Origin of the sequence: Sodalis sp. RH15 (assembly GCF_047324255.1) — a bacterium.
GTDB classification, from domain to species: Bacteria; Pseudomonadota; Gammaproteobacteria; order Enterobacterales; family Enterobacteriaceae; genus Acerihabitans; species Acerihabitans ligni.
Window position 1 is genome coordinate 2,578,873 of record NZ_CP178738.1, and the last position, 24,031, is coordinate 2,602,903.

At 57.4% G+C, this 24,031-nt stretch carries 21 protein-coding genes; 7 read left to right on the forward strand and 14 right to left on the reverse strand.

Translation table 11 applies throughout. From position 1 onward, the window contains the following. Positions 1-11: 11 nt before the first annotated feature. From efeU to ACL2XO_RS11970, 4 genes are all read right to left on the reverse strand, one after another. Complete coding sequence (efeU, locus tag ACL2XO_RS11955; protein WP_413742790.1) at positions 12-1,619, reverse strand: iron uptake transporter permease EfeU; 1,608 nt, start codon at positions 1,617-1,619, stop codon at positions 12-14. Positions 1,620-1,863: 244 nt separating this feature from the next. Beyond that, entirely contained in the window at positions 1,864-2,697 is an 834-nt protein-coding gene (pdxK, locus tag ACL2XO_RS11960) for a pyridoxine/pyridoxal/pyridoxamine kinase (RefSeq protein WP_413742791.1), read from the reverse strand. A 214-nt stretch (positions 2,698-2,911) separates the two neighbouring features. Then, positions 2,912-4,258 carry an NTP/NDP exchange transporter gene (locus ACL2XO_RS11965; RefSeq protein WP_413742792.1) on the reverse strand — a complete coding sequence of 449 codons (1,347 nt, stop codon included), beginning with the start codon at positions 4,256-4,258 and terminating at the stop codon, positions 2,912-2,914. A 30-nt stretch (positions 4,259-4,288) separates the two neighbouring features. Continuing rightward, on the reverse strand, positions 4,289-5,179 hold the full coding sequence (locus ACL2XO_RS11970; protein ID WP_413742793.1) for an aldo/keto reductase: 891 nt from the start codon (positions 5,177-5,179) through the stop codon (positions 4,289-4,291). 205 nt (positions 5,180-5,384) lie between these two features. On the opposite strand from ACL2XO_RS11970, the gene ACL2XO_RS11975 reads away from it, so the two are divergent. Then, positions 5,385-6,473, forward strand: coding sequence for a serine hydrolase domain-containing protein (locus tag ACL2XO_RS11975; protein ID WP_413742794.1), 1,089 nt, complete (start codon positions 5,385-5,387; stop codon positions 6,471-6,473). 22 nt (positions 6,474-6,495) lie between these two features. On the opposite strand, the gene ACL2XO_RS11980 is transcribed toward ACL2XO_RS11975, so the two are convergent. Continuing rightward, on the reverse strand, positions 6,496-7,059 hold the full coding sequence (locus tag ACL2XO_RS11980) for a DJ-1/PfpI family protein (RefSeq protein ID WP_132922217.1): 564 nt from the start codon (positions 7,057-7,059) through the stop codon (positions 6,496-6,498). A 761-nt stretch (positions 7,060-7,820) separates the two neighbouring features. Between ACL2XO_RS11980 and ACL2XO_RS11985 the strand changes: the two genes are divergently transcribed. From ACL2XO_RS11985 to ACL2XO_RS11995, 3 genes are read left to right on the forward strand one after another with little or no spacing between them, the layout of a single operon-like run. Beyond that, positions 7,821-8,396, forward strand: a complete 576-nt coding sequence (locus tag ACL2XO_RS11985) for a DedA family protein (protein ID WP_132922216.1) — start codon at positions 7,821-7,823, stop codon at positions 8,394-8,396. Positions 8,397-8,400: 4 nt separating this feature from the next. After that, positions 8,401-9,615, forward strand: a complete 1,215-nt coding sequence (locus ACL2XO_RS11990) for a glycosyltransferase (RefSeq protein ID WP_132922215.1) — start codon at positions 8,401-8,403, stop codon at positions 9,613-9,615. Between the two features lie 2 nt (positions 9,616-9,617). Beyond that, positions 9,618-10,343 carry a glycosyltransferase family 2 protein gene (locus ACL2XO_RS11995; protein WP_165934128.1) on the forward strand — a complete coding sequence of 242 codons (726 nt, stop codon included), beginning with the start codon at positions 9,618-9,620 and terminating at the stop codon, positions 10,341-10,343. Between the two features lie 34 nt (positions 10,344-10,377). On the opposite strand, the gene ACL2XO_RS12000 is transcribed toward ACL2XO_RS11995, so the two are convergent. Next, on the reverse strand, positions 10,378-10,575 hold the full coding sequence (locus tag ACL2XO_RS12000; RefSeq protein WP_132922213.1) for a hypothetical protein: 198 nt from the start codon (positions 10,573-10,575) through the stop codon (positions 10,378-10,380). 280 nt (positions 10,576-10,855) lie between these two features. On the opposite strand from ACL2XO_RS12000, the gene ACL2XO_RS12005 reads away from it, so the two are divergent. Further along, the gene (locus ACL2XO_RS12005; protein WP_413724059.1) at positions 10,856-12,193 is read left to right on the forward strand and encodes an MFS transporter; all 1,338 of its coding nucleotides are present in this window, start codon (positions 10,856-10,858) and stop codon (positions 12,191-12,193) included. A 128-nt stretch (positions 12,194-12,321) separates the two neighbouring features. Here ACL2XO_RS12005 and uxuA read toward each other — a convergent pair whose 3' ends face one another. From uxuA to ACL2XO_RS12045, 8 genes are all read right to left on the reverse strand, one after another. Continuing rightward, the gene (gene uxuA, locus ACL2XO_RS12010) at positions 12,322-13,389 is read right to left on the reverse strand and encodes a mannonate dehydratase (RefSeq protein ID WP_413742795.1); all 1,068 of its coding nucleotides are present in this window, start codon (positions 13,387-13,389) and stop codon (positions 12,322-12,324) included. Between the two features lie 248 nt (positions 13,390-13,637). Then, positions 13,638-13,931, reverse strand: a complete 294-nt coding sequence (locus tag ACL2XO_RS12015; RefSeq protein ID WP_413742796.1) for a hypothetical protein — start codon at positions 13,929-13,931, stop codon at positions 13,638-13,640. Positions 13,932-14,306: 375 nt separating this feature from the next. After that, the gene (locus ACL2XO_RS12020) at positions 14,307-15,866 is read right to left on the reverse strand and encodes a ribulokinase (protein ID WP_413742797.1); all 1,560 of its coding nucleotides are present in this window, start codon (positions 15,864-15,866) and stop codon (positions 14,307-14,309) included. A gap of 46 nt (positions 15,867-15,912) precedes the next feature. Then, positions 15,913-17,010 (reverse strand): ABC transporter ATP-binding protein, encoded by a 1,098-nt coding sequence (locus tag ACL2XO_RS12025; protein WP_413742798.1) that lies wholly within the window; start codon positions 17,008-17,010, stop codon positions 15,913-15,915. A gap of 60 nt (positions 17,011-17,070) precedes the next feature. Further along, the gene (locus tag ACL2XO_RS12030; protein ID WP_413742799.1) at positions 17,071-18,552 is read right to left on the reverse strand and encodes a glycoside hydrolase family 32 protein; all 1,482 of its coding nucleotides are present in this window, start codon (positions 18,550-18,552) and stop codon (positions 17,071-17,073) included. 16 nt (positions 18,553-18,568) lie between these two features. Beyond that, positions 18,569-19,438 carry a carbohydrate ABC transporter permease gene (locus ACL2XO_RS12035; protein ID WP_413724064.1) on the reverse strand — a complete coding sequence of 290 codons (870 nt, stop codon included), beginning with the start codon at positions 19,436-19,438 and terminating at the stop codon, positions 18,569-18,571. A gap of 3 nt (positions 19,439-19,441) precedes the next feature. After that, positions 19,442-20,386 (reverse strand): carbohydrate ABC transporter permease, encoded by a 945-nt coding sequence (locus ACL2XO_RS12040; RefSeq protein WP_132922207.1) that lies wholly within the window; start codon positions 20,384-20,386, stop codon positions 19,442-19,444. A gap of 75 nt (positions 20,387-20,461) precedes the next feature. Further along, entirely contained in the window at positions 20,462-21,778 is a 1,317-nt protein-coding gene (locus tag ACL2XO_RS12045) for an ABC transporter substrate-binding protein (RefSeq protein WP_413742800.1), read from the reverse strand. Between the two features lie 352 nt (positions 21,779-22,130). Between ACL2XO_RS12045 and ACL2XO_RS12050 the strand changes: the two genes are divergently transcribed. After that, positions 22,131-23,351: an ROK family protein gene (locus ACL2XO_RS12050; protein ID WP_413724067.1), complete on the forward strand. Its 1,221-nt coding sequence runs from the start codon at positions 22,131-22,133 to the stop codon at positions 23,349-23,351. Positions 23,352-23,547: 196 nt separating this feature from the next. Then, the gene (locus tag ACL2XO_RS12055) at positions 23,548-23,964 is read left to right on the forward strand and encodes an RcnB family protein (RefSeq protein WP_413726916.1); all 417 of its coding nucleotides are present in this window, start codon (positions 23,548-23,550) and stop codon (positions 23,962-23,964) included. The last annotated feature ends 67 nt before the right edge of the window (positions 23,965-24,031 follow it).

The window sequence follows — 24,031 nt, forward strand, 5'->3', positions numbered from 1 at the left end:
TTGCTCCTTTATTAATCGAGATTATCGGCATTAAGACTGCACGGTGGTTTTGAATCGGCGGTGTCGGCTTTGGCGACGCGGCACAGCCGGATTAGAATACGGCCGGCGGAAACAATAAGGAGGATCGCGGCGATAGCCAGCGCGACCGGCACGGCGACCGCCCAGAACTGCCGCTCATCCCGCGCGGAGGCAAGAAGATTCAGCGCGGCGACGGCCTGGTCCCGGTAGGCCTCATCCACCTGCCAGTGACAGGCGGAGGAGGGGGCGCCGGTATCGTTGATCATCAGCGTACGAGGCGTCTGAAGACCGCTGCCGGACAGCGTGAGTACGTTACTGGCGCTGGTGTTCGCGTCCAGCAGCACGCCATCGGCAATCCAGACCCGCGTGGAGCAGTTCATCGACAGATCCGCGCGGTAAGGCCCCGGATGCTGCTGGGGATTGAGACCGATGGGGATCCGTCCGCCATTAAGGGCGACGACGTCATCGAGACTTACCGAGGAGGGCGAATCCGGCATCCGGCTGGCGTCGCTAAGGGTCCATACGGAGGCCTCGATGCCTTCATAGTTCTCCTGCTTGCGTTGGTCTGACCGTAAGATCAGCGTTTTCTTTTGCCCGTCGCGGGTAGAGATTTCGAGGGTAGCCGGTGAATCCGCGGATGCCGCGTCCAGGCGAAGGGTGCCGATGGGCTGGGGATCGGCGTCCGCCACGGCGAGTATCGTGGCCTGGTCGGCTATAGCGGGACGGGGTTCCGGATAAAGCAGGAACATAGCCAGCGCCACGGCGGCGAGCGCGGCGGCGGCGGTGATCCGGAGCCGGGCGGATAAACGCGGCCCCGGACGCAGGGACAACGGCCAATAGACAAACAGGGCGACGGCGATGAGATAAATCAGCCAGCCCGCGACCTCAATCTGTCTGGGGTCAGCCGGTATACCGAGTACGCCGGTAATCAGCGCCGACTGTATGGTGCCGGGGGCAACGAGCCATGACAGGTTCAGCGCCGTCTGCTGGCCGACATTCAGCCAGCCGGCTTCATGGGCCGTGCGCAGGGAAGAGATCACCAGCCCGGCGGCCACCAGAATCAGGAAGGCGCCGGTAAGGCTGAAAAAGCGCGAAAGATTGATTTTCACGCCGCCGATATAGATGCCCCAGCCGATAATAACGGCCATCAGCAGTCCGATCACGGCGCCCACGACGGCCATTTGCGCCGATTGCGCCACCGAGAACGTCGCCAGCAGGAATACGCTGGTTTCGAAACCCTCTTTCAACACCGCCAGGAACGCCATGCTGGCCAGGGCATAGGCACTGGCCTGGCTTAAGGCGTTCGCCGCTTCCGCCTCCAACTGCTGTCGCATGTTGTGCGCGTGGGCATTCATCCAGGCTATCATGCCGGTGACGAAAAAGACCGCGATGCCGCCGATAACCGACTCCATACCTTCCTGGCGGGCCTGGGGCAAAGACTGCTCGGCCAGGTCCAGGGCGACGCCGACGATGATGGAAAGTATCACCGCTAAAACAACGCCAATCCACATGGCCGTCAGGCGTTTCCCGTTCTTGCGCAGAAACGCCGCTATAATGCCGACTATCAGCGCGGCTTCCAGGCCTTCACGCAGGCCTATCACGAGAGTGGCTAACGTTTTGGACCTCTTTCAATTATTTTTAGGGGTAAAATACGAATGAATATTAATACCATTAACATTCAAAATCAGGAAGTAGAGATAACGTGAAGAGTAATGAAACACATCGTAAAGTGTAAAGAAATGTGTATAAGCCATTCCGGCGGACGAACTGCGCTCGCAACGTGGCCGCCGGGTTGTCTTATCTGGACGCATGAATGTATTTGACCGGCATGCCGGCCGGTAAATATCAGCGATCGTGCAGCAACAGCTCGCCGTAGCCATACCTGCGGGTGCGCTCAAGGGTGGCCATGACGTCACCATATGAGCCTTCGATTGCCGCCGGCAGGGTTTGATTTCTCAGCAGATAGCCCGTCAGCGCCGCGCTGAACAAATCTCCGGTCCCTTTCGGGTAAATGGCGATGCGCGGGTGCGAAAAGACCTGCTCCGTTTGCCGGGTCACCATAATGACGCGCAGTTCATTTTCACTGCCGCCGCTGCTCCCCGGCGCGGCGCTGGTGACCACGACCCACTGCGTCCTGCCGGTAAGCAGCGTCCGGGCGGCGGCAATCACGCTGTTTATATCGGTGATTTGCCGTCCGGTTAACAACTCAAGCTCAAAACAATTGGGCGTCATACCCCGGGCCAGGGGCAGCAGACGGTCAAGGTAGGCCGCCGTCATCAGAGGATTGACGTAGATGCCGGTATCGTAATCGCCGATAACCGGATCAATGATGACCTGTATATCGGGACGGACGGCGATAAGGCGGGTTAACCATTCGGCCAGAATCCCGGCCTGGGAGGGGCCGCCCATGTATCCCACCAGGATGGCTTTGGCCTGCTCGGTGACGCCGCGGTCGTGCAGTCCCTGCAAATAGCCGCTGAACCAGTCATCCGACAGCGCGCCGCCGTAGAGGGTGGGATAATGCGGAGTATTGCTGAACATAACCGTGGGAACGGGGACAACGTTCAACCCCATTTTCTGCAGCGTCGGGACGGCAACGCTGTTGCCCACGCATCCGTAGACGACCTGCGACTGGATGGATATCACATCAACAGGCAGGGTTTTCAAAGGCTCGGTCATAATAAAAATAAAGGCTCCGATGACAGGAAGCCTTATTGTAATGCCGTTAGCCTATTAACGATATACCCGCCATTCTTCAAGTTGCGCATGTGTCGGCAATACTCGGCTCATCCGTAAGCATCGCCCCTTCGGGGCAGCTCCAAGCAACGCAACAATCCGGTGCATGGGGCCTATGATCCCTTTGGCCGTTATCCGCTGGTGCGAAAGGCGGATTCTATTCTTTGCCCGGAGATAGCAAGGCGATTTCCTCTCGTCGTATGCGCTCCAAATCTTCCTGCCTGCGGCCCAGCCAGAAACTCAACGCCAGCCACAGGGCGGAAAGGGGTATGGCCAGGATGGCAATACCGGTGATGCTGAGTCCCAGGGCAAGCAGCCCGGCATAGGACCAGCCGGCCAGCTGATCGCCGCTGCGATAGACTACGGTATCGATAAAGTTTTTTGTCTTGTAGCGATCTTCCTTGGGCACGGAAGTGAACAGAACTTCCCTGGCCGGGCGGGCCAGGGCAAAGTTGCTCACCCGCCGCGCCACCTGTACCGCCACGAATACGCCGACGGCGGGGGAGGCCGATAGCACGGTAAATCCCGCCACGCTGAAAAGCGGCAGCGCGCACAATGTCACCGCAACCCCGGCCCATTTCATCAATCGTCCGGTAATAAAAAGCTGAAATACCAGCGTGACCACGTTCACCCAGAAATCGATATCGGCAAAGAAGGCCGTACGCGCCCCGCGATCGGCAAAATGCGCTGCGGCGATGGCCGCCTGCTGAAAATACAGGATGGTAGAGGTGGTGGAGTAAAAAAGAATGAAAAAAGCGATACCCAGTAAATAGGGCGAACGAAAAGTGTGCGTCATTCCCGTGAAGATGCCGCCGCCCACGGGTTTGCCGGGATTGTCGCCGGGCAGCGGCCGTCTGAAGGCATCGTTTAGCCGCGACAAACGCCTTGAGGCGAATACCGCCACCTCGAGAAGCGCCAGCGAAGCGAACAGCAGGGCGCTTTGTCCCAGCTTCTCCACAAAGCCGGACGTCAGGGCCGAGCCCGCGATGCCCCCGAGCGTGGCCCCCCCGGCCAGGAAACCGAACAGCCGCTTGCCTTGCTCCGCGTCAAACACATCCACGATGAAGGACCAAAACACCGACACCACAAACAGGTTGAATACGGATACCCAGATGAAGAATATCCGTCCGATCCAGACATGTTGCGCCGGCGTGGCCAGGGCCAGCAGAAGCATGAAAACCACGAGATTCAGCATAAAGAAGCGGTAGGTCATGGCGATGAATTTCTCGCGCGGCCAGCGCCGGACCGCGAAGGCGAAGGCGGGGTTCGTCACCAGCATGGCCAGCAGCGTGCCGGTGAAAAGCCAGGGCAGATTCCGCACGCCGCCGGCAACGCCGAGTTCATCCCGGATTGGACGCAGCACATAGTAGGCCAGGAACAGGGCGAAAATATAGAGCCAGGACCAGGCCAGCATGCGCATCTCCGCCGGGCGGACGTTGATGAAGCGCCGTGGTTGCGAAACGAGCCGATTCAACAGGCCGGATACCCTGGTTTTAAAAGGCATTATGCTATTTACCCTCTGTTTAGCCTTTGGTCAAAAAGCCTGTGCCAGTTCGTTGACATCCTGTTCCGTCAGCCGCAGCGACAGCGCCAAGGCATTTTCTTTCACATGATCCGGCGAACCGGATTCAGGAATGGGAATGACATGCCCGCTGCGCATCGTCCAGGCGAGGGCCACCGCGGCCGGGCCGACCTGGTGCCTGGCGGCGACCTGCCTGAGGGTGGTATTGCCCAGGAGTCCGCCGGTCATGCCGAGGGGCGAATAGGCCATAATCGGCATTTTGTGCTGTACGCACCAGGGAAGCAGATCCCCTTCGATGCCTTTTTGCGTAAGGTTATAAAGCACCTGGTTGGTGGCGCAGGCATTGCCGTCGGGAACGCGAAACAGGTCTTCCATATCCCCAACGTCAAAGTTCGACACCCCCCAGTGCCGGATGCGTCCCTCCGAGCGCAGGCTTTCGAAGGTATTGACCACCACGCCGAGATCCGACACGCCGCCGCGCCAATGGAGCAGGTAAAGGTCCAGATAATGCGTGCCCAGCCGGGCGAGACTGGCCTGGCAAGCCTGTCGGATCCCGTCGGCGGTCGTGGCGTGGTAGGGCAGGACTTTGGATACCAGAAACACCTTGTCGCGCTGCCCGGCGATGACGCGTCCGATCAGCCGCTCGGCGCTGCCGTTACCATACATCTCGGCGGTATCAAGGAGCGTCATACCCAGTGCGATGCCGGTTCGCAGGGCATTCTCCTCCTCTTCGGCCGGGTGGCGGCCCTGGGCCAGATGCCAGGAGCCCTGGCCCAGGGCCGGCGCTTTACTACCGTCCGGCAGCGGCACGCCGGACCTCTCCGGCTGCGCCATCGCCCGCCCGCCCAGCAGGCTTATGGCCGCGCCCGCCAGGCAGAATTGCCGTCTTGTGAGACTTGCCATCCCATCACCCCCTGCGTTAAACGTTAACCGGGATTCGCCTTAATAAGAGGGATATTATCCCCGGCAGGCATCTCTTACCACTATAGGAAAACGTCGGCGCATGTGCTGCCGTTTTTACTAAAGCAGACTATGGAGCCATTGAAACAGCGCCGGCAAAGGATACAATTCATACAAATCGTACCGACGCGGACAGTAAAAAAATTGTATGAATGAACGGATAGCGGACGATATAAACGCCGGACATAGGCAAGCCCGCGGCAATATTGCCGCCGCCAGCGGGCGGTTAGGCATCAGGCGGGGGCTGGTTTTATGCATCATGCTGCTTTTTTTGCCAACGCCGGTTTGCGTCGCAAAGCCGGTGCCGGCGTTAGCGCCGCTGCTCGATGAGGCGCAAGGCCTCCGGCCCCTTGAGACCGTGCTTGTCGCCTGGCAAGGTGATGTTGTTGCCGAGCGCGGCTATCGCGGCCATTCAACCACCGCGCCCACCGATATCAAATCAGCATCGAAATCGGTGATATCGGCCCTGGTGGGCATTGCCATCGATAAAGGTTTTCTCACCGGCCCCAATCAGGCGGCGGCGCCGCTTCTGGCGGACCAGCTTCCCGCCAGACCCGACCCCCGCCTGCGCCGGATAACCATCGGCAATCTGCTGTCCATGCAGGCCGGGCTGGCCTCAACCTCCGGTCCCGGCTACGGAGCCTGGGCCCACAGCCGGAACTGGGTCCGGGCGGCGCTGGCCCGGCCTTTCGCAGACTCCCCCGGCGCAGGCATGATCTATTCCACCGGTTCCACCCATTTGCTGTCGGCTATCCTTACCCGTCGAACCGGGCGCCCTACGCTGCAATTGGCGCGCGAGTGGCTCGGGCCGCAGGACGGTTTCGCCATTGCCGGCTGGAAACGCGATCCGCAGGGAATATATCTGGGGGGCAACGAAATGGCGATGAGCCCGCGTTCGCTGCTGGCTTTTGGCGAACTTTACCGTAACGGCGGAGTAGCGGCTTCAGGCAAGCGGCTGATATCACAGGCATGGATTGACGCGTCTTGGCACTCCCGCACCCAATCGCCCCATACCGGCGATGGCTACGGTTACGGCTGGTTCCAGACACAGATTGGCGGCGAGGAGGTGCATTACGCCTGGGGGTATGGCGGCCAGATGCTGTATATCGTGCCGCGCCTGGCTCTGACCGTGGTGATGACCTCTGACGACACCGCCCCCGCCGCCCGTACCGGGCATCGGGACAGCCTCACTCAGCTGTTGAGCGGGATTATCGGCGCCGTGCGGCAGGCCGGATAACAGTGCGGCTTAGCGTATCGGCCTACAGGAGTTCATTGAACTTTGCCAGCCACTGCGGATGGGCCGGCCAGGCCGGCGCCGTGACCAGATTATCGTCCACATAGGCCTGGTCGATGCCGATATCGGCAAACTGGCCGCCGCTCAAGCGAACTTCGGGCGCGCAGGCGGGATAGGCGCTGCAGGTTCGTCCTTTTAATACACCGGCCGCCGCCAGTATTTGCGGTCCATGGCATACGGCGGCGATGGGTTTACCGGCGGCATCAAAATCCTGCACCAGCTTTATCACATCCGGATTCAAACGCAAATATTCCGGCGCGCGTCCGCCGGGGATAACCAGGGCGTCATAGTCCTGCGCCCGCGCTTGGGCAAAATCAGCGTTAAGCACAAAACGATGGCCGGGCTTTTCGCTATAGGTCTGCGCGCCGTCAAAATCATGAATGGCCGTTAAAACATAATCGCCTTTACGTTTATCGGGACAGACGGCATCCACGCGATGGCCGACCATCTGCAGCGCCTGGAAAGGCACCATGGTTTCATAATCTTCGACGTAATCGCCGATCAGCATTAAAATTTTTTTCGTTGTCATGATGAGAGCTCTCTGGATAGGCACAGGAAGGGCATTGCCGTACAGACCATGCCAGACAGGCTGCCAACGACGTAATCAGACTCGGTTATGGAATAGGCAGTCTTTGCTAAAAATAGCCTATGGACGGTTAAAATACCACGCCGACGCATTTAACAATGGAGTTATTATCAACACCTATTACATGGTGAAGTTTATAGTAAACAGGTACGAAGATTGACGATTCATATTTGCGTGTTTTTTCGAGTCCGCCCTTGATGAGCTTGGCCCGCAGATTATTAACTTGCCCGGCGGCTAACGTGAGAGGGCCCTTGCGCGGCTCATCCATTAAACAAATTTTAAAATATATGATTATTATCAGGCAATGTCCTTTTTTGCCGGATATGTGTGCCTTCTTAGCCGCCGGCAATAGTATGGGCAGGAATGTTTCTGGCGCCTATACTGAAGGCAACCGAAGGCGAGCGGGCATTGATTAAATCAATATCTTTAAACAAATTATTTATCATAATGTTACACATATTTCCTTTTGATTTTAGACACAAGTCGTATATACCAAATATTCAAATTCAGATTTTCAGTAAGATTCTAGTCACATCCCGAACGTATGATTTCAGCATCTATAACGCGGAGCAGGTTCCGTGACCTGGGAGTTTGAGGATGCCAGTAAAAGGTTGGATCCGGGGAATGTCGGCCGCCTGAGCGAATAACCCCAGCCTTGAACGCATCTTTCGCAACCTGCGGATAACAAGGATATTGGAGGGATTATGCCGGAATGGATGTTGTCCGCCATTTCCAACTATGGATACGCAGCACTGTTCGTGGCCGCTCTGATTGAAGGCCCGATGGCGACGCTCTTTGGCGCGATTCTGGCGTCCCAAGGGCTGCTGCATCTCGGCGGCGTCTACGCTATCGCCGTGGCGGGGGATCTGGCCGGGGATCTGATTCTTTATGGGCTTGGCATGAGCGGCCGCATCGCGATTTTGCCGTGGCGCCGCCGTATCGACTTTGGCCGCTGGCAGCCGGCGCCGCTTCTGGAGCGGTTTCGCGCCCACCCCGGACGTATCCTGGTCACGGCAAAGCTGACCCACGCGGCGGGATTTGTCGTGCTGGTGAGCGCGGGCGCGGCGAGAATTCCGCTCTGGCGTTTCCTGGGGTTTAACCTGCTGGCGACCTTACCCAAAAGCGGTTTATTTGTATTGCTGGGGTTCTTTGCCGGCGCCGCTTGGCAGCGTATCGATTTATGGCTGTGGATCTTTTCCTGTTCGTTCCTGGCTGTGTTCTGCATCACTCTTGTCGTTTATCTGCGTAGGATCACCGGTTCGGTGCTGCCAGGAGGGTAATTGCATGCGTATCGCTGTATTTACAGACAGTTTTTATCCTGAGCTGGGAGGGATCCAGGACTCGGTGTTGTCCGGATGCCGGGAGCTCGGCAAACGCGGCCATCAGGTGGTTATTTTCGCTCCCCGCGCCACCCGCCATGATTTTAGCGTAGCAGGCGTCCCCGAGCGGGAAGTGGACGCCGGGGGCAATGTCGAGATCCGGCGGCTGTTTTCGCTGCCGGTGCCCAGCTCCACCGGGCAGTCCCGTCTGCTGGTGCCTACCGGGCGGCGCTGGCGCCAGCTATTGTCTTTCTCGCCGGATATCATCCACACCCATACCTTTCTGGGGGCCGGCCTTGAGGCGCTCAGCGCCGCTCGCCGCCTTGATGTCCCGGTGGTAGGGACCAATCACTGGGCTATCGGCGAATTCAGCGGATACACTCCTTTTTCAGCCAATTTTTTCCGCGAAATCAGCGTCCGGGGGGTCACCCGGTATTACAACCGCTGCGATATGGTGACAGGCCCTTCACATTCCGTTATCGACGAAATGTGCGCGTTCGGGCTGCGCCGTCCGCACTGTGTCATATCCAACCCGGTGGATACGGCTCGGTTTTGCCCGATGCCGGATGCCCAGCGCGAGGCCCTCAAGCGTTCATACGGTTTCAGTCATTCAACCATCGTCTATGCCGGCCGCCTGGCGGACGAAAAAAAAATCGATGTGCTGATTCGCGCTCTGCCCCTTATCGCAATAGAGATGCCCGATGTGATGCTGGTGCTGGCGGGGCACGGTTCCGCGCGCCATCACCTTGAACAGCTGGCGCGGGATTTGGGGGTGCGGGAACGGATCAGATTTCCGGGCACCCTGGATAAAGCGACCTTGGCCGACGTTTTTCATGCGGCGGATATCTTCGCCATCGCCAGCACGTCTGAAACACAAAGTATGGTATTGATTCAGGCAATGAGCGCCGGTTTGCCTGTGGTGGGGGCGCGCTGGCGTGCTTTGCCGGAATACATTGACGCGCAGTCGGGTTTTCTGGCGCAGCCGGGAGACAGTGAAGATTTTGCCCGCAGGCTGACCCACCTGCTGCGTTCGCCGTCGTTGCGCAAACAAATGGGCGAGCATGCCGCCCAAAAGACTAAACCATTTTCCATCACTACCGTGACAAGCCGCTGGGAAGAGATTTATGCCCGGATCAGTCTGGCAGTACCCGAGGAAATGTCGCGTATCTCAGGAGCGTAATCGTGAAACTCAGTCTGATAATACCTGCTTATAACGAAGAGCTGTATCTTGCGACCTGCCTGCAATGCGCGATGAAGGAGCTGACGGCGCACGCAACACCCGGTGAGTTTGAAATTATCGTCGTCAATAATGCCAGCACTGACCGGACTTCGGCCGTTGCGGCCGGATTTGACAATGTACGCGTGGTATACGAGCCCATTAAAGGACTGACCCGCGCCCGGCAGAAGGGGCTGGAGTCGGCCTCGGGGGATATCCTGGCCTTTATCGACGCCGATACGCGTATGCCGTCCGGCTGGCTGGGTAAAGTGCTGGATGCCTATGAGAAAAGGAGCGATCTGGTGTGTATCAGCGGCCCGTATCGCTATTTCGATCTGCCGGGCGTGAAAGGCTTATTGGTGAAGCTCTACTGGCTGCTGCTGGCCAAACCTACCTACTGGTTCACCGGCTATATGGCGGTGGGCGGCAATTTCGCCGCCAGTAAACAGGCCCTGCTGCGTATCGGCGGATTCGATACGTCCATTCCCTTTTACGGGGAAGATACCAATATCGCCCGGCGGCTGTCCGTCGAGGGCAGGGTGCAATTCGATCTGGAAATGGTCATGGAAACCTCGGCGCGCCGCTTGAAAGAAGAAGGCTTCGTCACTACCGCCATTCGTTATGTCATCAACTTTATGTCCGAGGCAATCCGCAATAAACCCGCCACATCGGAATATCGCGATATTCGTTAGCGAACAGTTGTTTTTGCCCGCGATGGACGTTCTGTTAGTGGTTGCGCCCGGCTTCGCGGATAGCAACCCGATGGTGAATCGGATGATGCCTTCTTATGACGTGCTTTTTGACGTAATGGTGATGCCGATGGGCAACCACTACCCGTTCATTATGTATGTTTTGGGCGAAGCTCGCCGTGGCGACCGGCAGCGTAGCCAACATGATAGCCAGACACAGTATGACTTTTTTCATTTTAAACCTTTTATCAATAAATCTTAGGATGTTAATTGATTATAAGCGGTAATGGATTAGGCATGTGGTGCAATGTTTTTTTATTTCAGTATTGCAGCCAGACATCAGGCATAGCGCTCCATCGGCGCGTCGACATAAAAATGTGCGCCAGCTCTCAGCCCGTAACAACAAAGGCAATATGCGGTTGCCTTTGTCAGGGATTTGTAAACTACACTGAAAAACGTGCCACATTTTATCTGATGATTCGGTCTACGAGGTCGCGCCTTCCAAGGAAACCACCATGAATTCAATGTCTGCATCGGCCAAGTTGCCTCAACGCGGGGCCAAAACGATTTTCAGCGTCACCAGCGGCAATTTTCTAGAAATGTATGACTTTATGGTGTTTGGCTATTACGCCACCGCCATCGCCAAGACTTTTTTCCCCGGGACAAATCCCTTCGCCTCCCTGATGCTCACCTTGATGACCTTTGGCGCCGGCTTTCTGATGCGGCCACTGGGGGCTATCGTGCTGGGAGCCTATATTGACCATCACGGGCGTCGCAAGGGCCTGCTCCTGACGCTGGGACTGATGGCCCTGGGCACCCTGACCATCGCCTGCATTCCCGGTTACGCCACCCTGGGCATCGCCGCGCCGATTCTGATTCTGCTCGGCCGTTTGCTGCAGGGCTTTTCAGCGGGGGTGGAACTGGGGGGCGTGTCGGTTTATCTGGCCGAGGTCGCGCCAAAAAACCGCAAGGGATTTTATGTCAGCTGGCAGTCCGGCAGCCAGCAGGTAGCGGTGATTTTCGCCGCCCTGCTGGGGTTGATGCTTAATCACCTGCTAAGCAGGGATCAGGTAACGGAATGGGGCTGGCGCATTCCCTTCGTGGTGGGCTGCCTTATCGTGCCGTTTCTGTTCTGGATCCGGCGCATGCTGGAGGAAACGGAGGCGTTCAGCAAACGCACCCATCACCCCTCCATGAAAGAGATTATGCGTTCGGTGGCGGGTCACTGGGCGCTGGTGCTGGCGGGCATGCTGATTGTGGTCACCACCACGGTAATGTTTTATATGATTACCGCTTTTACCCCCACCTTCGGCAAGACCGTGCTCATGATGAGCGACCGGCAGAGCTTTCTGGTCACAATGGCGGTGGGCATTTCCAATCTTTTCTGGCTGCCGGTGATGGGCGCTTTCTCCGATCGGGTCGGCCGGCGGCCATTGCTGCTTTTCTTTACCCTGCTGATGGTGTTTACCGCCTGGCCGTCGCTGCGTTGGCTGGTAAAGGATGCCTCGTTTGATCATCTGCTGGAAGTGGAGCTGTGGCTGTCGTTTCTGTATGCCGGCTATAACGGCGCCATGGTGGTTTATCTGACCGAGGTGATGCCGGTACAGCTGCGCGCCAGTGGATTTTCCATGGCTTACAGCCTGGCGACGGCCCTGTTCGGCGGATTTACACCGGCGGTTTGCAGCTATCTCATTCACGTCACCGGGGATAAATCCATGCCGGGGGTATGGCTAACCCTCTCGGCCTTGTGCGGATTGGCCGGCGCGCTGATGATTCCCCGCCTGCTGAAACAGTACCAGGCGGAGCAGGCCGCTCCGGCGGTGAATGCGCTGCATACCGGGAGCGGCGGCTGATTTTATCCGCTGCCTCGCCACGGAGCGCCCCGCAAGGGCATGACATGGCGATTAATATCAACAGCCCCCATACCGGGGGATTATTTCCGGCAAACCGGTGAAACCCCCCGCAGGATGTTTACCGCCAATCAGGCATTGTTCTCAAGGGCTTCCCACATGCCGAGCAAATAGCTCAGGCCTATGGCGCGGTCATATAAACCGTAACCGGGACGGCCGGTTTCACCCCAGATAAAGCGCCCGTGATCGGGACGGATATAACCATCAAACCCGTTGTCATGCAGGACTTTCATGATTTTGAACATATCAAGCGAACCATAGCGGGATAAATGGGCCGACTCATAGAAGTCTTTATCCTTGATTCGCTTGATATTGCGGACATGGGCGAAATGAATACGTTTGCGGCGCGTGAATTCTTCCAGAATCTGGTAGACGTCATTGGTCGGGTCTTCGGCAATGGAGCCGGTACAGAGCGTAATACCGTTGGCTTCTGAATCGACGGCGTTGCAAATCCAGTCCAGGTCGTCGCGGTTTTTGACCACGCGGGGCAGCCCGAAAATGGAATAGGGCGGATCGTCGGGATGAATGGCCATCTTCACGCCGACTTCTTCACAGACGGGGATGATTTCTTTTAAGAAATAGGCCAGGTTTTCACGCAGCTTGCTATCATCCACATCTTTATATTTGACAAACAGCGTTTGCACCTGGGCCAGACGTTCCGGTTCCCAGCCCGGCAGGGCAAAGCCGTTTGAGTTGTCCAGAACCTCTTTAACCACTTCTTCCAGCGACTTGTCGATGCCCTTTTTCTCAAAGGCCATGGTTAGGGAACCATCGGGCAGCACATAGTTCATATCGGTCTTCATCCAGTCAAAGACCGGCATGAAGTTATAGCAGATAACCTTGACGCCGTACTCGGCCAAATGACGGATGGTTTGTTTATAATTTGCAATATATCCGTCACGGCTCGGTAATCCGATTTTGATATCATCATGGATGTTGACGCTTTCGATGACTTCCATCGTCAGATTGGCCTGATGCGCCAGTGAAACCAATTTTTCAATCTTATCCTTTGGCCAGACCTCGCCTACCGGCACGTCGTACAACGCACCTACCACGCCTTCCACTCCGGGCACCTGGCGTATATAATCCAGGGTGACTTTATCTTCATCCGGCCCAAACCAGCGCATTGTCATTTGCATGTTTACGTCCACCTTTTATCGCTAAACGGGTAATGATCTTTTGCCATAGTACCATACTAGTATATGGTTTTAATAGTCCGTTTTTTGCCTGAGATAATATGATCGTAGCTGATTATGGGAACCGCGATGGCCATCGCGGCCAATGGGCAGGTTTCGGTGTCATGGATCCTGAAAAAAGCCGGTCATACATAAGATGACCGGTGGGAATTGCTGATGAAACTCTGGTGCCGCCGGCTCGGTGAAACCGCTTATTGAGCCGTTGAGGTGGTGGTTGATGGCGATGAGGATGAACTCCCGCCATGGGAATCATCACCGGTATTGGATGCTATGGCGACAGCCCCGGCGACAGCGGCAACGGCGCCGACGCCGATTACCGTGGCGGTGCCTACCGACATTGCCGCGCCGGAGACCCCGGCGGCGGAACCGCCCGCCGCGCCGGTCGTTGTTCCGCCGCTTACCGGCGCTGTGGCTGTGGTTTCAGCAGCGTTTGCGGCAGTCATTAAAAATAATAACGTAAAAGTACCAATCACTAACCGTTTCATTACTTTTCCTTATATTCGATAACGTTAGAGAGATGGGAAAATAACCATTCCCATCAATGGGTTGGGATCGTTTGCTTTCGAAGGTTGACATACTTAGCCTGCGAATTAAAGGCGTTGGGCGGGCGGCGACGGGGCGGCGTTTTACATAGGAGAAGATGCTGGACTTATCTGGGGGTCGGATTTATATGATTTTCAAAATCATCTTTGTCATATTTCAGTTAGGTTAAGATGAAGTAGTGAATATTGCCATTTCAGTATTTTCCGTCTTTTATGTGAAATTAGCTATAATCTAACCTTTTGTTATCCCAGCCAATCCACCCGGCGCGCACGCTGCTAAACAACATCAGGGGCGAACGCGCGCGCGTTGCTATCAAGCTAAACATCAGCGGAACGCAAGCTGTGCATAGCCCGGCGGACGTCGGTGGAAGCGGCCATATTCCGGTAAATCCGGTAAAGCGGCGCATAGGCCGCCGCCTGGGTCTTATCGGGCTTGTACTGTCGGTAGCCGCGGGCACCGAAGCGAGCGGCGCCTTCGTGATAGTCGGCCACCACCCCGCCGGCGACCGCGCCGTGAATGGCCGCGCCTACCGCCGTTGGATTGTCCAGCGCCGGCACGTCGATGGGCCGGTCCATGACGTCCGCCATGATCTGCACCAGCAGGGGATTGTTCTGCGCCAGCCCGCTGGTCATCAACACTCTGTCGATTTCGATTTTTCCCGCTTCAAACAATTCGACGATTGACCGCGCGCCAAAGCAGAGGGATTCCATGAGGGTGCGATAGATAGCTGTTGCCGTCGTGTCCATGCCGATGCCCACCAGCATGCCGCTAAGACGGGAGTCCGCCAGCGGAACACGATTGCCGTTCCACCAGTCCAGCGCCACCAGTGGGTTTTTATCCGGATAATAGGATGCCGCCTCGTGGTTATAAAGCCGAAAACTTTCACTGGGCGTGTCCGCGCGGGGAAACTGTTTAACAAACCAGCTCAGCGTGTCGCCGAAGCTGGCCTGACCCGCCTCGTAGCACCATAAATCACGAATCGATCCATCCCTGGCCACTCCCTCGATGCCCTCCGGCAGCGGCTGATACTGCTCGCTCAGCAACAGATAGGCCGCCGAGGTGCCCAGCGCCCCCACCAGGCTTCCGGTCTTCACCGCCCCGATAGCGGGCAGGACGACGTGAGAATCGATAACGGCCACGGCCACCACGGCATTACCCTCTATGCCGGTTTTCTTGCGCCAGGCCTCGGTCAGGCTACCCGCGGGCGAGCCGATACGCTTCGGGGCCGTTAGCCGGGAGCCGAGATCGGGCAGGATCCCCTCGGGATACCCTTCACCGTCGAGGTACTGAGCTTTATATGCCGCGAAACCAAGGCTTCTTACCTCGTTGCCGGTGAGTTGCCAGACCAGCCAGTCGCCGGATTCGATAAACTTATCGGTCGCCTTCCACGTAGCGGGGGATTCTGTGGCTATCTGGACCGCCTTTGCCAGCAGCCACTCCCCGGAAAGCCGGCCGCCAAAATGCGCCAGAAAGGCCCCGCCGCGCGCATTAATCGCGTCGGCGTATTGCTGCGCCGCCCCGTGTTTCCAGAGTTTTACATAGGCATGGGGGTTATCGGGCTGAAGTCGGGAAAGGGCAATGCCCGTCCTGGTCGCCGGCAGCGGCGAACTGGCGGTGAATCCCACGCCGATTGACGCAACCCGGCGACCGCGCCCCAGTTTCCCCAGGATAATCTCGGCCGCTTCCAGATAATCCGCCGCATTTTGCAGCGCCCAGCCGTGGGGCAGCAGGGTGCCGCCGTCCAATTGCCGGGTCATGATGCCGTGGCGGTAGGCATGGGTGTGGCTGGCGATCTGGCGCCCGCTGACGGTGTCGATCAGCACTCCGCGCGCCGATTCAGACCCGTAGTCGAGTCCGATAAGATAATTGTCACTCATATAGGTTCACCGTAGGCGTAGGACGCTGTCTGTGGCAAGGTCGCTCTCAAAGGGTGTACCCGGCTTTGCCGGCGGCGGTGGTTTCGATGCGCCGACCGCTGGCGGCATCAAACAGATGGACCGCATCCACGTTGGGCAGCAGCCGGACGGCGGCGCCGGGATCCAGATTCAGCCGCTCGCGGAAGGTGGCAACGATCTGGCTCTCCCCCGATCTCAGCGTCACCAGGGTTTCGGAGCCTGTGGGTTCGATAACCTCAACATGGCAGATGAATCCGCCCCGTTCGGCTATCGCAAAATGTTCGGGCCTGACGCCATAAACCACCAACTGCCCCGCGGCGACGCGAAGGTTATCCGGGATGGGCAGTTCCAGACCCTGTTCGGTGCGCACGCAGGCTGCGTCGCCACAGACGTTCCCCTCAAACAGGTTCATGGCGGGAGAACCGATAAATCCCGCGACAAACAGATTATCCGGCCGGTCGTAAAGCGCGAGGGGCGATCCCACCTGCTCGATATTGCCCATGTTCATCACCACGATTTTGTCCGCCATGGTCATCGCTTCGATCTGGTCGTGGGTAACGTAAACCGTGGTGGTCCTTAATCGCTGGTGCAGCGCCCGGATCTCCGTTCGCATCTGCACGCGCAGTTTCGCATCGAGGTTGGACAGCGGCTCGTCGAAGAGAAACACTTTCGGATCCCGCACGATGGCGCGCCCCATGGCGACCCGCTGGCGCTGGCCGCCGGACAGCTCGCGGGGATAACGCGCCAGCAGTTGTGTCAATCCCAGGATGTCCGCGGCACGGCCGACACGCTCGGTTATTTCCGCCTTGGGCCGCTTCATCAGCTTCAGGGCGAAACTCATGTTTTCGGCCACCGTCATATGGGGATAAAGCGCATAGTTCTGGAATACCATGGCGATATCGCGTTCTTTCGCCGGCGCGTCATTAATGACGTCGCCGTCAATGGCGATTTCGCCGGCGGTGATATCTTCCAGGCCGGCTATCATGCGCAGCAGCGTGGATTTACCACAGCCGGACGGCCCTACCAGAACCACGAATTCCCCATCCTCGATATCAACCGACAGCTGTGGAATGATCTCAACGTTCCCGTATGCCTTGCGTACATTCCTGATAGATACATTTGCCATACCGGCCTCTTTTTGCTCCGATTTGCCGTCCGGTTCGGCACCGGACCGGCATCAACCCGCTCACCCTTGGAAACGGGTGAAAAGATCCTCTGCCTGCAACTGCCAGACGCTGCCATGTGCGGACGCCGCCTCGCCCCCGTTGCTGTAGAGGCCTATCTCTACCGCGCCCCTCACCAGGGGAATGACCCGCGCCGCACAGGCGGCGTTGTCGATAAAGATTTCCAGCACGGTGCGATCGATGAATAACTGCAGCTTCGTCTTTTTTTCCCGGCGCGCCAGCGGAGCGGTGAAGCCGCCCAGCCGAAACGAGTCTGGTGAGAGTTCAATGTCCAGCCTGCCGTCCTGGTGGATAATGCTCAGCCCGAAGGACGCCGTTGCCGTATGGTCAAATTCAGCCTCGAATTCAAGGCACTGGCCCTGCGCCAAGCGGCCGATGACAACGAGGCCCTTGGCCGTGGAATGATGGATATCAAGGCGGGGGCCACGCAGCGCCCGCAGTTCCGCGGCCGGACTTTGAAGCAGCTTGCCGTCGGCGCTCAGGGAGAATTCACGGGGCAGCGATACACAGCAGTTCCAGCCCTTTGTCTCTTTGAAACCCACCAGCGCTCCCCAGGCCAGGGCGCGTCCCCGATCGTCAAACAGCACGTTGGTGGCGTAGAAATTGCGGCTGTAATCAACAATCCCGGAATTCTCTATGGTGAAGGTGCAACGGTCCGGATCCAGTTCGCCGACGTAATATTCCACCTCGGCATGAGGGGATACCAGCAGTACCCATTTGTTGCCGAGCTTGAACAGGTTAGGACATTCGGCGCTTGGCACGCCGCCGCGGGGATGGGTGAAGATAATGCCGCGATAGGTCCAGGCGGTGAAGCCGGGGTTGGTGGCTTCATACAGCGCCACTACGGGTTTACCGTCGCAACGCCCGCCAAGCACCATAAAGGTTCGGCCGGCGTCCTTGAACAGGAAGGGATCGCGCCACTCGCCAATCACCCGATCGCCGTGCACCGCGCCGGTCAACAGCGGATTGGACGGCAGCGGCCGCCAGGTCATCAGGTCCGGGCTGCCGAGGGCGGCCCATTGCTCGGCGGTGTCTTCCGGACGCATGTCGGGACCGATGGCGGTATAGACCGCCATCGGCACGCCTTCGTCATTGATTACCGTGCAGCCGAACCAGACGAAATGTTCGCCTTTGTCGATGGAGGGGTAGACCGCGATGGGCAGATGTTCCCAATGCACCAGGTCTTTACTGCGCGCGTGCCCCCAAACGGTAATGCCGCCGGTCCAGTCTTCGCTGTTGACATCCCATACCCGCACCGCCGTCTTGTAGACCATGCCGGCGCGGTGCTCGGCGCTGTGCGGATTCAGGCTGTACATCATGTGGTACATGCCGTCATGGAATATGATCCCATTCGGATCGTCCATCCACTGCGAAGGCGCCCTGAAGTGATAGAGCGGGCGGCTGGCATCCTGTTCGGCAACCACGGCCGCGGCGCGGATGGATGCCTCGGCGGTATCGACAAGCTTTTGCAGATCTTCAGACACAGGTATTCTCCGGACGTTATTTCAGGCCGGTCAGGGCAACGCCCTTGACAAACAGATCCTGAAGGCAAAGGAACATGATGACCACCGGCAGCAGGCTTAGACCCACCGTGGCCATCAACACGGGCCAGTTGGTGGCGAACAGGCCCTGCGCGGTATAAATCCCAAGCGTCAGCGTCTGGTTTTCATTGCTGCTGAGGAAAATCAGCGGGCGCAGAAAATCATTCCAGGTGCCGACAAAGGTAAAGATGGCAAGCGTAGTCAGCGACGGCTTGGAAAGCGGCAGGAAGATCTTCCAGAAGATACCCCAGGGCGAGCAGCCGTCCAGGGTAGCGGCTTCGGCAAGTTCTTTGGGTATGCCGATGTAGAACTGCCGCATCAGGAAAATGCCGAACGGCGACACCATGGTGGACAAAATGATCGCCCAGGGAGAATCCAGCAGGCCCATGGTCCGCAACAAGGCAAAGGTAGGCACCAGCAGCACATGGTAAGGGATCATGATGGACACCAGCACGATCACAAACAGCGCGTCCTTGCCGCGAAAACGAAATACCCAGGAGAAGGCAAAGCCCGCCATGGCGCTGGTGACCAGCGTTCCAATCAGCGTCACCACCGAGATGAACACGGTGTTCCACAGCTGGGAGAGAAACGGCGAACCGCTCAGCACCGTCCGGTAGTTGTTCCAGTTGACGGCGCTGCCGAAAAAGGTCGGCGGATACTGGAACACTTCGCCCGCCGGTTTTAACGATGTGGCTATCATCCAGACAAACGGCAGCAGCATCACGACGGCGCCGATGCTGAGCACCACCAGCGATACGGCGTTACCGATACGCCGGCTGCGTTTTTTACTGGAGTAGCGGCGGCGGGGCGGTGTATCTATCGTGGTCATCAATCAATCCCCTTGAGACTTGTTGAGACGAAACTGCACCAGGGTCAATATCAGAACAAAAATCGTCAGCGCCCAGCCCAGCGCGCTGGCATAACCCATGCGATAAAACTGGAAACCATTCTGATAGATATAGTGCACCAGCACCGAGGAGCTTCTGTTGGGACCGCCGCCGGTCATGACCATTACCTGGTCGAATACCTGGAACGAATTGATGATGGTGATAACGGTCACGAACAGCGTGGTGGGACGCAGCGACGGCAGCGTAATGTTCCAGAACTTCTGGAAGGCGTTCGCGCCGTCGATCTCAGCCGCCTCGTAATAGGACGACGAGATGCCCTGCAGGCCGGCGAGAAACAGCATCATGTTAAAACCGATACTCTTCCAGATACTGGTGATCATCACCGCCGGCATTGCCCAGCGTTCATCGGTCATCCACTTGGGGCCGTTAATGCCCACCAGATCGAGGCAGTAGTTGATAAGGCCGAAGTCGGCGTTGTACATCCACTGCCAGACCATGGACATGGCCACCATCGAGGAGATCACCGGCAGGAAATAGGCGGCGCGAAAGAAACGGACTCCGGCAATCTTTTGATTCAACGCGATGGCGAGCAGCAGCGGAATGGCCAACAGCACCGGGACCGTGACCACGGTGAAATAAACCGTGTTCCAGAACACCTTGATGGCGGTGGGATCGCTGACCATTTTGACGTAGTTGTCCAGGCCTATCCACTTGGGCAGGGTATTAAGGTTCCAACTGGTGAAACTCAGCGCCAGCGAGGCAACGGCCGGGAACAGGGTAAAGGCGCAAAAGCCCACCAGCGCCGGGGCCAGAAAAACCGCCGGCCAGAACCATTGCCGCCGGGTGATGCTTTTGCTTCGCCGTGCGCCGATACGGGAGGGGAGCACGGTGGGCGCGCCCCTTGGTAATGCTTTGGCTGCTTTGTGCATTTTTTTTTCCTCCGGTTACGGGGACCGGTCATGGACCGGACGATGGGTATCCTGCCGCAGATGAAGACCCGGGGGTTACTGCTGCTGCATCGCCTCGTTGACCCTTGATTGCATGGCCGGCAGCACGTCATCCAGCTTCGCGTCCGAATAAAGGTAGGATTGCAGCGAATCGGAGATGATGTTGTAGACTTCGTCGGTATGCCTTATCTGATCGAACCAGCGGAGATCGCTATGGGTCCACAGGCTCTGCATATCAATCCAGCCTTTCGGATAAACCGCCGGGTCATACCAGCTTTTGAGATTATCCGGCTGATACATGGAAAGCCGGTTCGGCATCCAGAGGCCGGCCTTGTAAAGCGGGATGGCGAATTTCATCGACGTCAGGAAAGTCACCAGTTTGATGGCTTCCTCCGGATGCTTGGTGCCGGACCAGACGGCATCCATATTGCAGGAACTCATCGGGGTAAAGGTCCCGGACATTTTCGGCGGCAGGCCTGCGCCCAGTTCCATGTGGGAAGCGGCCAGTTCCTGCAATCCATAGGAGCCCATAAACAGCGTCGCTACCCGGCCGGTCAGCAATAACTGGGTCGGGGAGTTGGTGGTATCAAGGCCGATGGATGCGGGATTGGGCGCCAGGCCGTCGGTACGCAGGGCCTTGATTTTTTCCAGCGTGTTCTTGGTTTGCGGGGAATCCATTCCCTCGGCTTTGCTGAAATCGGCGTTAAACCATGTGGCGCCGTTGGACGCCAGCATCTCCTGGGTGGTGTAAAGGTTCATCCCCTCTTCGAAATTTGCCGTGCCGTACTGCAGCGTCTTGCCATTCTGGACCTTGGTCAGTTTTCGCATATAGCCGACGAATTGATCCCAGCTCCATTGATCCGCAAGCTTGGTGGGCGGGTAGGGCACGCCGGCTTCGTCAAACAGCTTTTTGTTGTAGAAGAGAACCGGGCCGACATTACAGACATCCACGCCGTATATATGTTTTTTCCCGTCCACCTCAAGCTGGATATTTTTCTGCGAGCCCGGCGTGAAATCTTTGAGGTCCCAATATTTCGGGAAGGCATCGGTTAAATCGAGCAGTTGACCATTGGCGACGAAATCCCTTTGGTAGTCGGGATTGAGATAGAAGACATCCGGAGCCGTGCCCGCCGCCATCATTGTTCGCAGCTTGGAATGGTGCTGGGCAAAGGGCGAGGTCACATATTTCACCCGCACATCGGGATTGGCCTGCTCGAAATCCTTCAAGCCGGCGCGAATACTGGCCGATTCAAGGGGACTTGCCTCCCAGCTCATAAAGGTCAGTTCAATTTTATCCTGGCTTATGGCCTGTAGTGGCGCCATCAGGGAGGGCACCATAACGCACGCTGCGGCTATCAATCTTAAATTCGGCATAAATCACTCCCGTGGAATCGTTGAGCAGCCAAAATAAACCTTGCTGCCGCACGGTTAACGGCTTCGGCCTGCATTATGATGCATCGTCACATTGATACTCTGGAGATTTATAATATTTATATTTATCTTAAAGGATCAATATATATGTATAAAATTATCCTTAATATGTGCCGGCGATCACACTTAATCCGGCAGCTATTCATCGGGCACAGAGCGCCATATTGCCTGCTATATGAGCAAAAATTCGCGCTGCGGCCACATCGGTGTTCTTGGCTGTAAAAGTTGATAGGCTGCTTAATTTTGTATAAAATTAAACATAAATATGAATACCTCCCAAAGGCCGACTGAAAACATGAAAAAAGCAGGAAATACCGAGGGGGCGACGCTGGTCAATTCCGCAGAAATCCTGCTGCTGATTGCCCACGGCAAGGCATCATCCCGCGCGGCGCTGCTTGAAGCCTCGGGGCTATCCCGCGTTACCGTCACCCATCGCCTGAATGCGCTGCTTGCCGCCGGACTGGTTGAAGAGTCGCAAAAGACATTACCCAGCGGCGGGCGTCCGACACGGGTGCTTACGGTGAACGATGCCGCCGGAATTATCCTCGTCGCCAATATCGGCGAGGCCTTTATCCATCTTGCCGTCATGGATCTGCGGCCTGAGATTCTGGCGCAAACCACGCTCCCATTTACCGCCAAGAGCAGTCCCGGCGGCGCCCTTGATCAGATTCATGACGCCTTCAGGCAATTGCTGGAGGCCAACCGGTTGGCCCACCGGCTGCTGTTCGGCGTCAGTCTCAGTATGCCGACCCCGGTGGATTTCAATCGCGGCTGCGTTGTCGGCCCCTCGGTGCTGCCCGGCTGGGACGAGTTTGATATAAAAAGCTATTTGGGGAAGTTTTATGATGCCCCCATTTACGTGGAAAACGATGTCAACCTCATGACTATCTACGAACATCGCCATAACTTCCCCCATGTGAAAGACATGTTCTATATCAAAATGGGTACGGGCATCGGCAGCGGCATCATCACCGATGGCCGGATTTTCCGGGGCGCGCAGGGGGCGGCGGGAGATGTGGGCCATATCCAGTTCACCATGGAGACGCCGCCGCTATGCCGCTGCGGCAAGTTCGGCTGCGTGGAGGCGCGGGCCGGCGGCTGGGCCATTGCCCGCGACCTGTCGGCGATGGGTTACACCGCCGGCAACGCTCTGGACGTGGTTGAACTGGTGGAAAACAACCGTCCTGAAGCGATTATGCTGGTGCGGCGGGCGGGGCAGATCATCGGCGAAGTCATCGCCGATGTCGTCAGTATTCTTAACCCGGCCCTGATCGTGGTTGGCGGGACGCTGGCCACGGCCGGTGAATTTCTTCTTTCAGGGGTGCGCGAGCTTGTCTACCAGCGATGCCTGCCCCTGGCCACCAGGGAACTGCAAATCCTGCCCGCGAAACCCAATGGCGACAGCGCGCTGTACGGCGCAGCGCATTTGGTTCTGGATGACACCTTCCGGCAAGACCTCATCGAGGGGTTGCTGATTCGCTATGGACACAATCAGTCGGTGAGCGGCCCCGTTTGATTTACCGTTGCCGCGGTGGTGGGGAATGTAACCAAAAGGGTGATTAAATTTATGCTGTCATAAAAAGGCTTGCCTTAGGCAAAAGTAATCGTCAGGAACGCTTCTTTGAGACAATTAGCTATAGGGGGTTGGCGCAGAGTAGGCGATATTAAGGAAAACGGGCTTGCTTATGCCGTTATCCATTAAGGAAGGCATGATGAAAAAGACAACATTGATGCTGGTGCTCACCCTCTTTGCATCCGGCAGCGTGTTTTCAACCGGGTCCTATGCCGACGGACGTCGGGATCACGATGGTCACGGACCGAGATGGGACCGGGGCCATGGCCATGGCGGGCCCGGCTGGCACCACGATCGCGGGGATTTCAGAGGCCACGGCTATCGGGGCGGCTATCATGACAGGTTTGCCTGGCGCGGGCATGAGTTCAGAAGAGGTTATCCGCTGCCGCCGCCTTATCGGGGAGATTATTATCGCGTGCACGACTGGCGCCACCGCGGTCTTCAGTCGCCGCCGCGCGGGCATTACTGGGCTTATATTGATGGACGCTATGTCATGGTCGCCGCCGCCACCGGCGTAATCACCGCGATTATCATGGGCAATGCGCTTGGTTATTGAGGGAAGACAGGCCGGATTGACCTCCGTTGATGAGATTGATGAGCAGGGGCCGTAAGATGGTTTCATC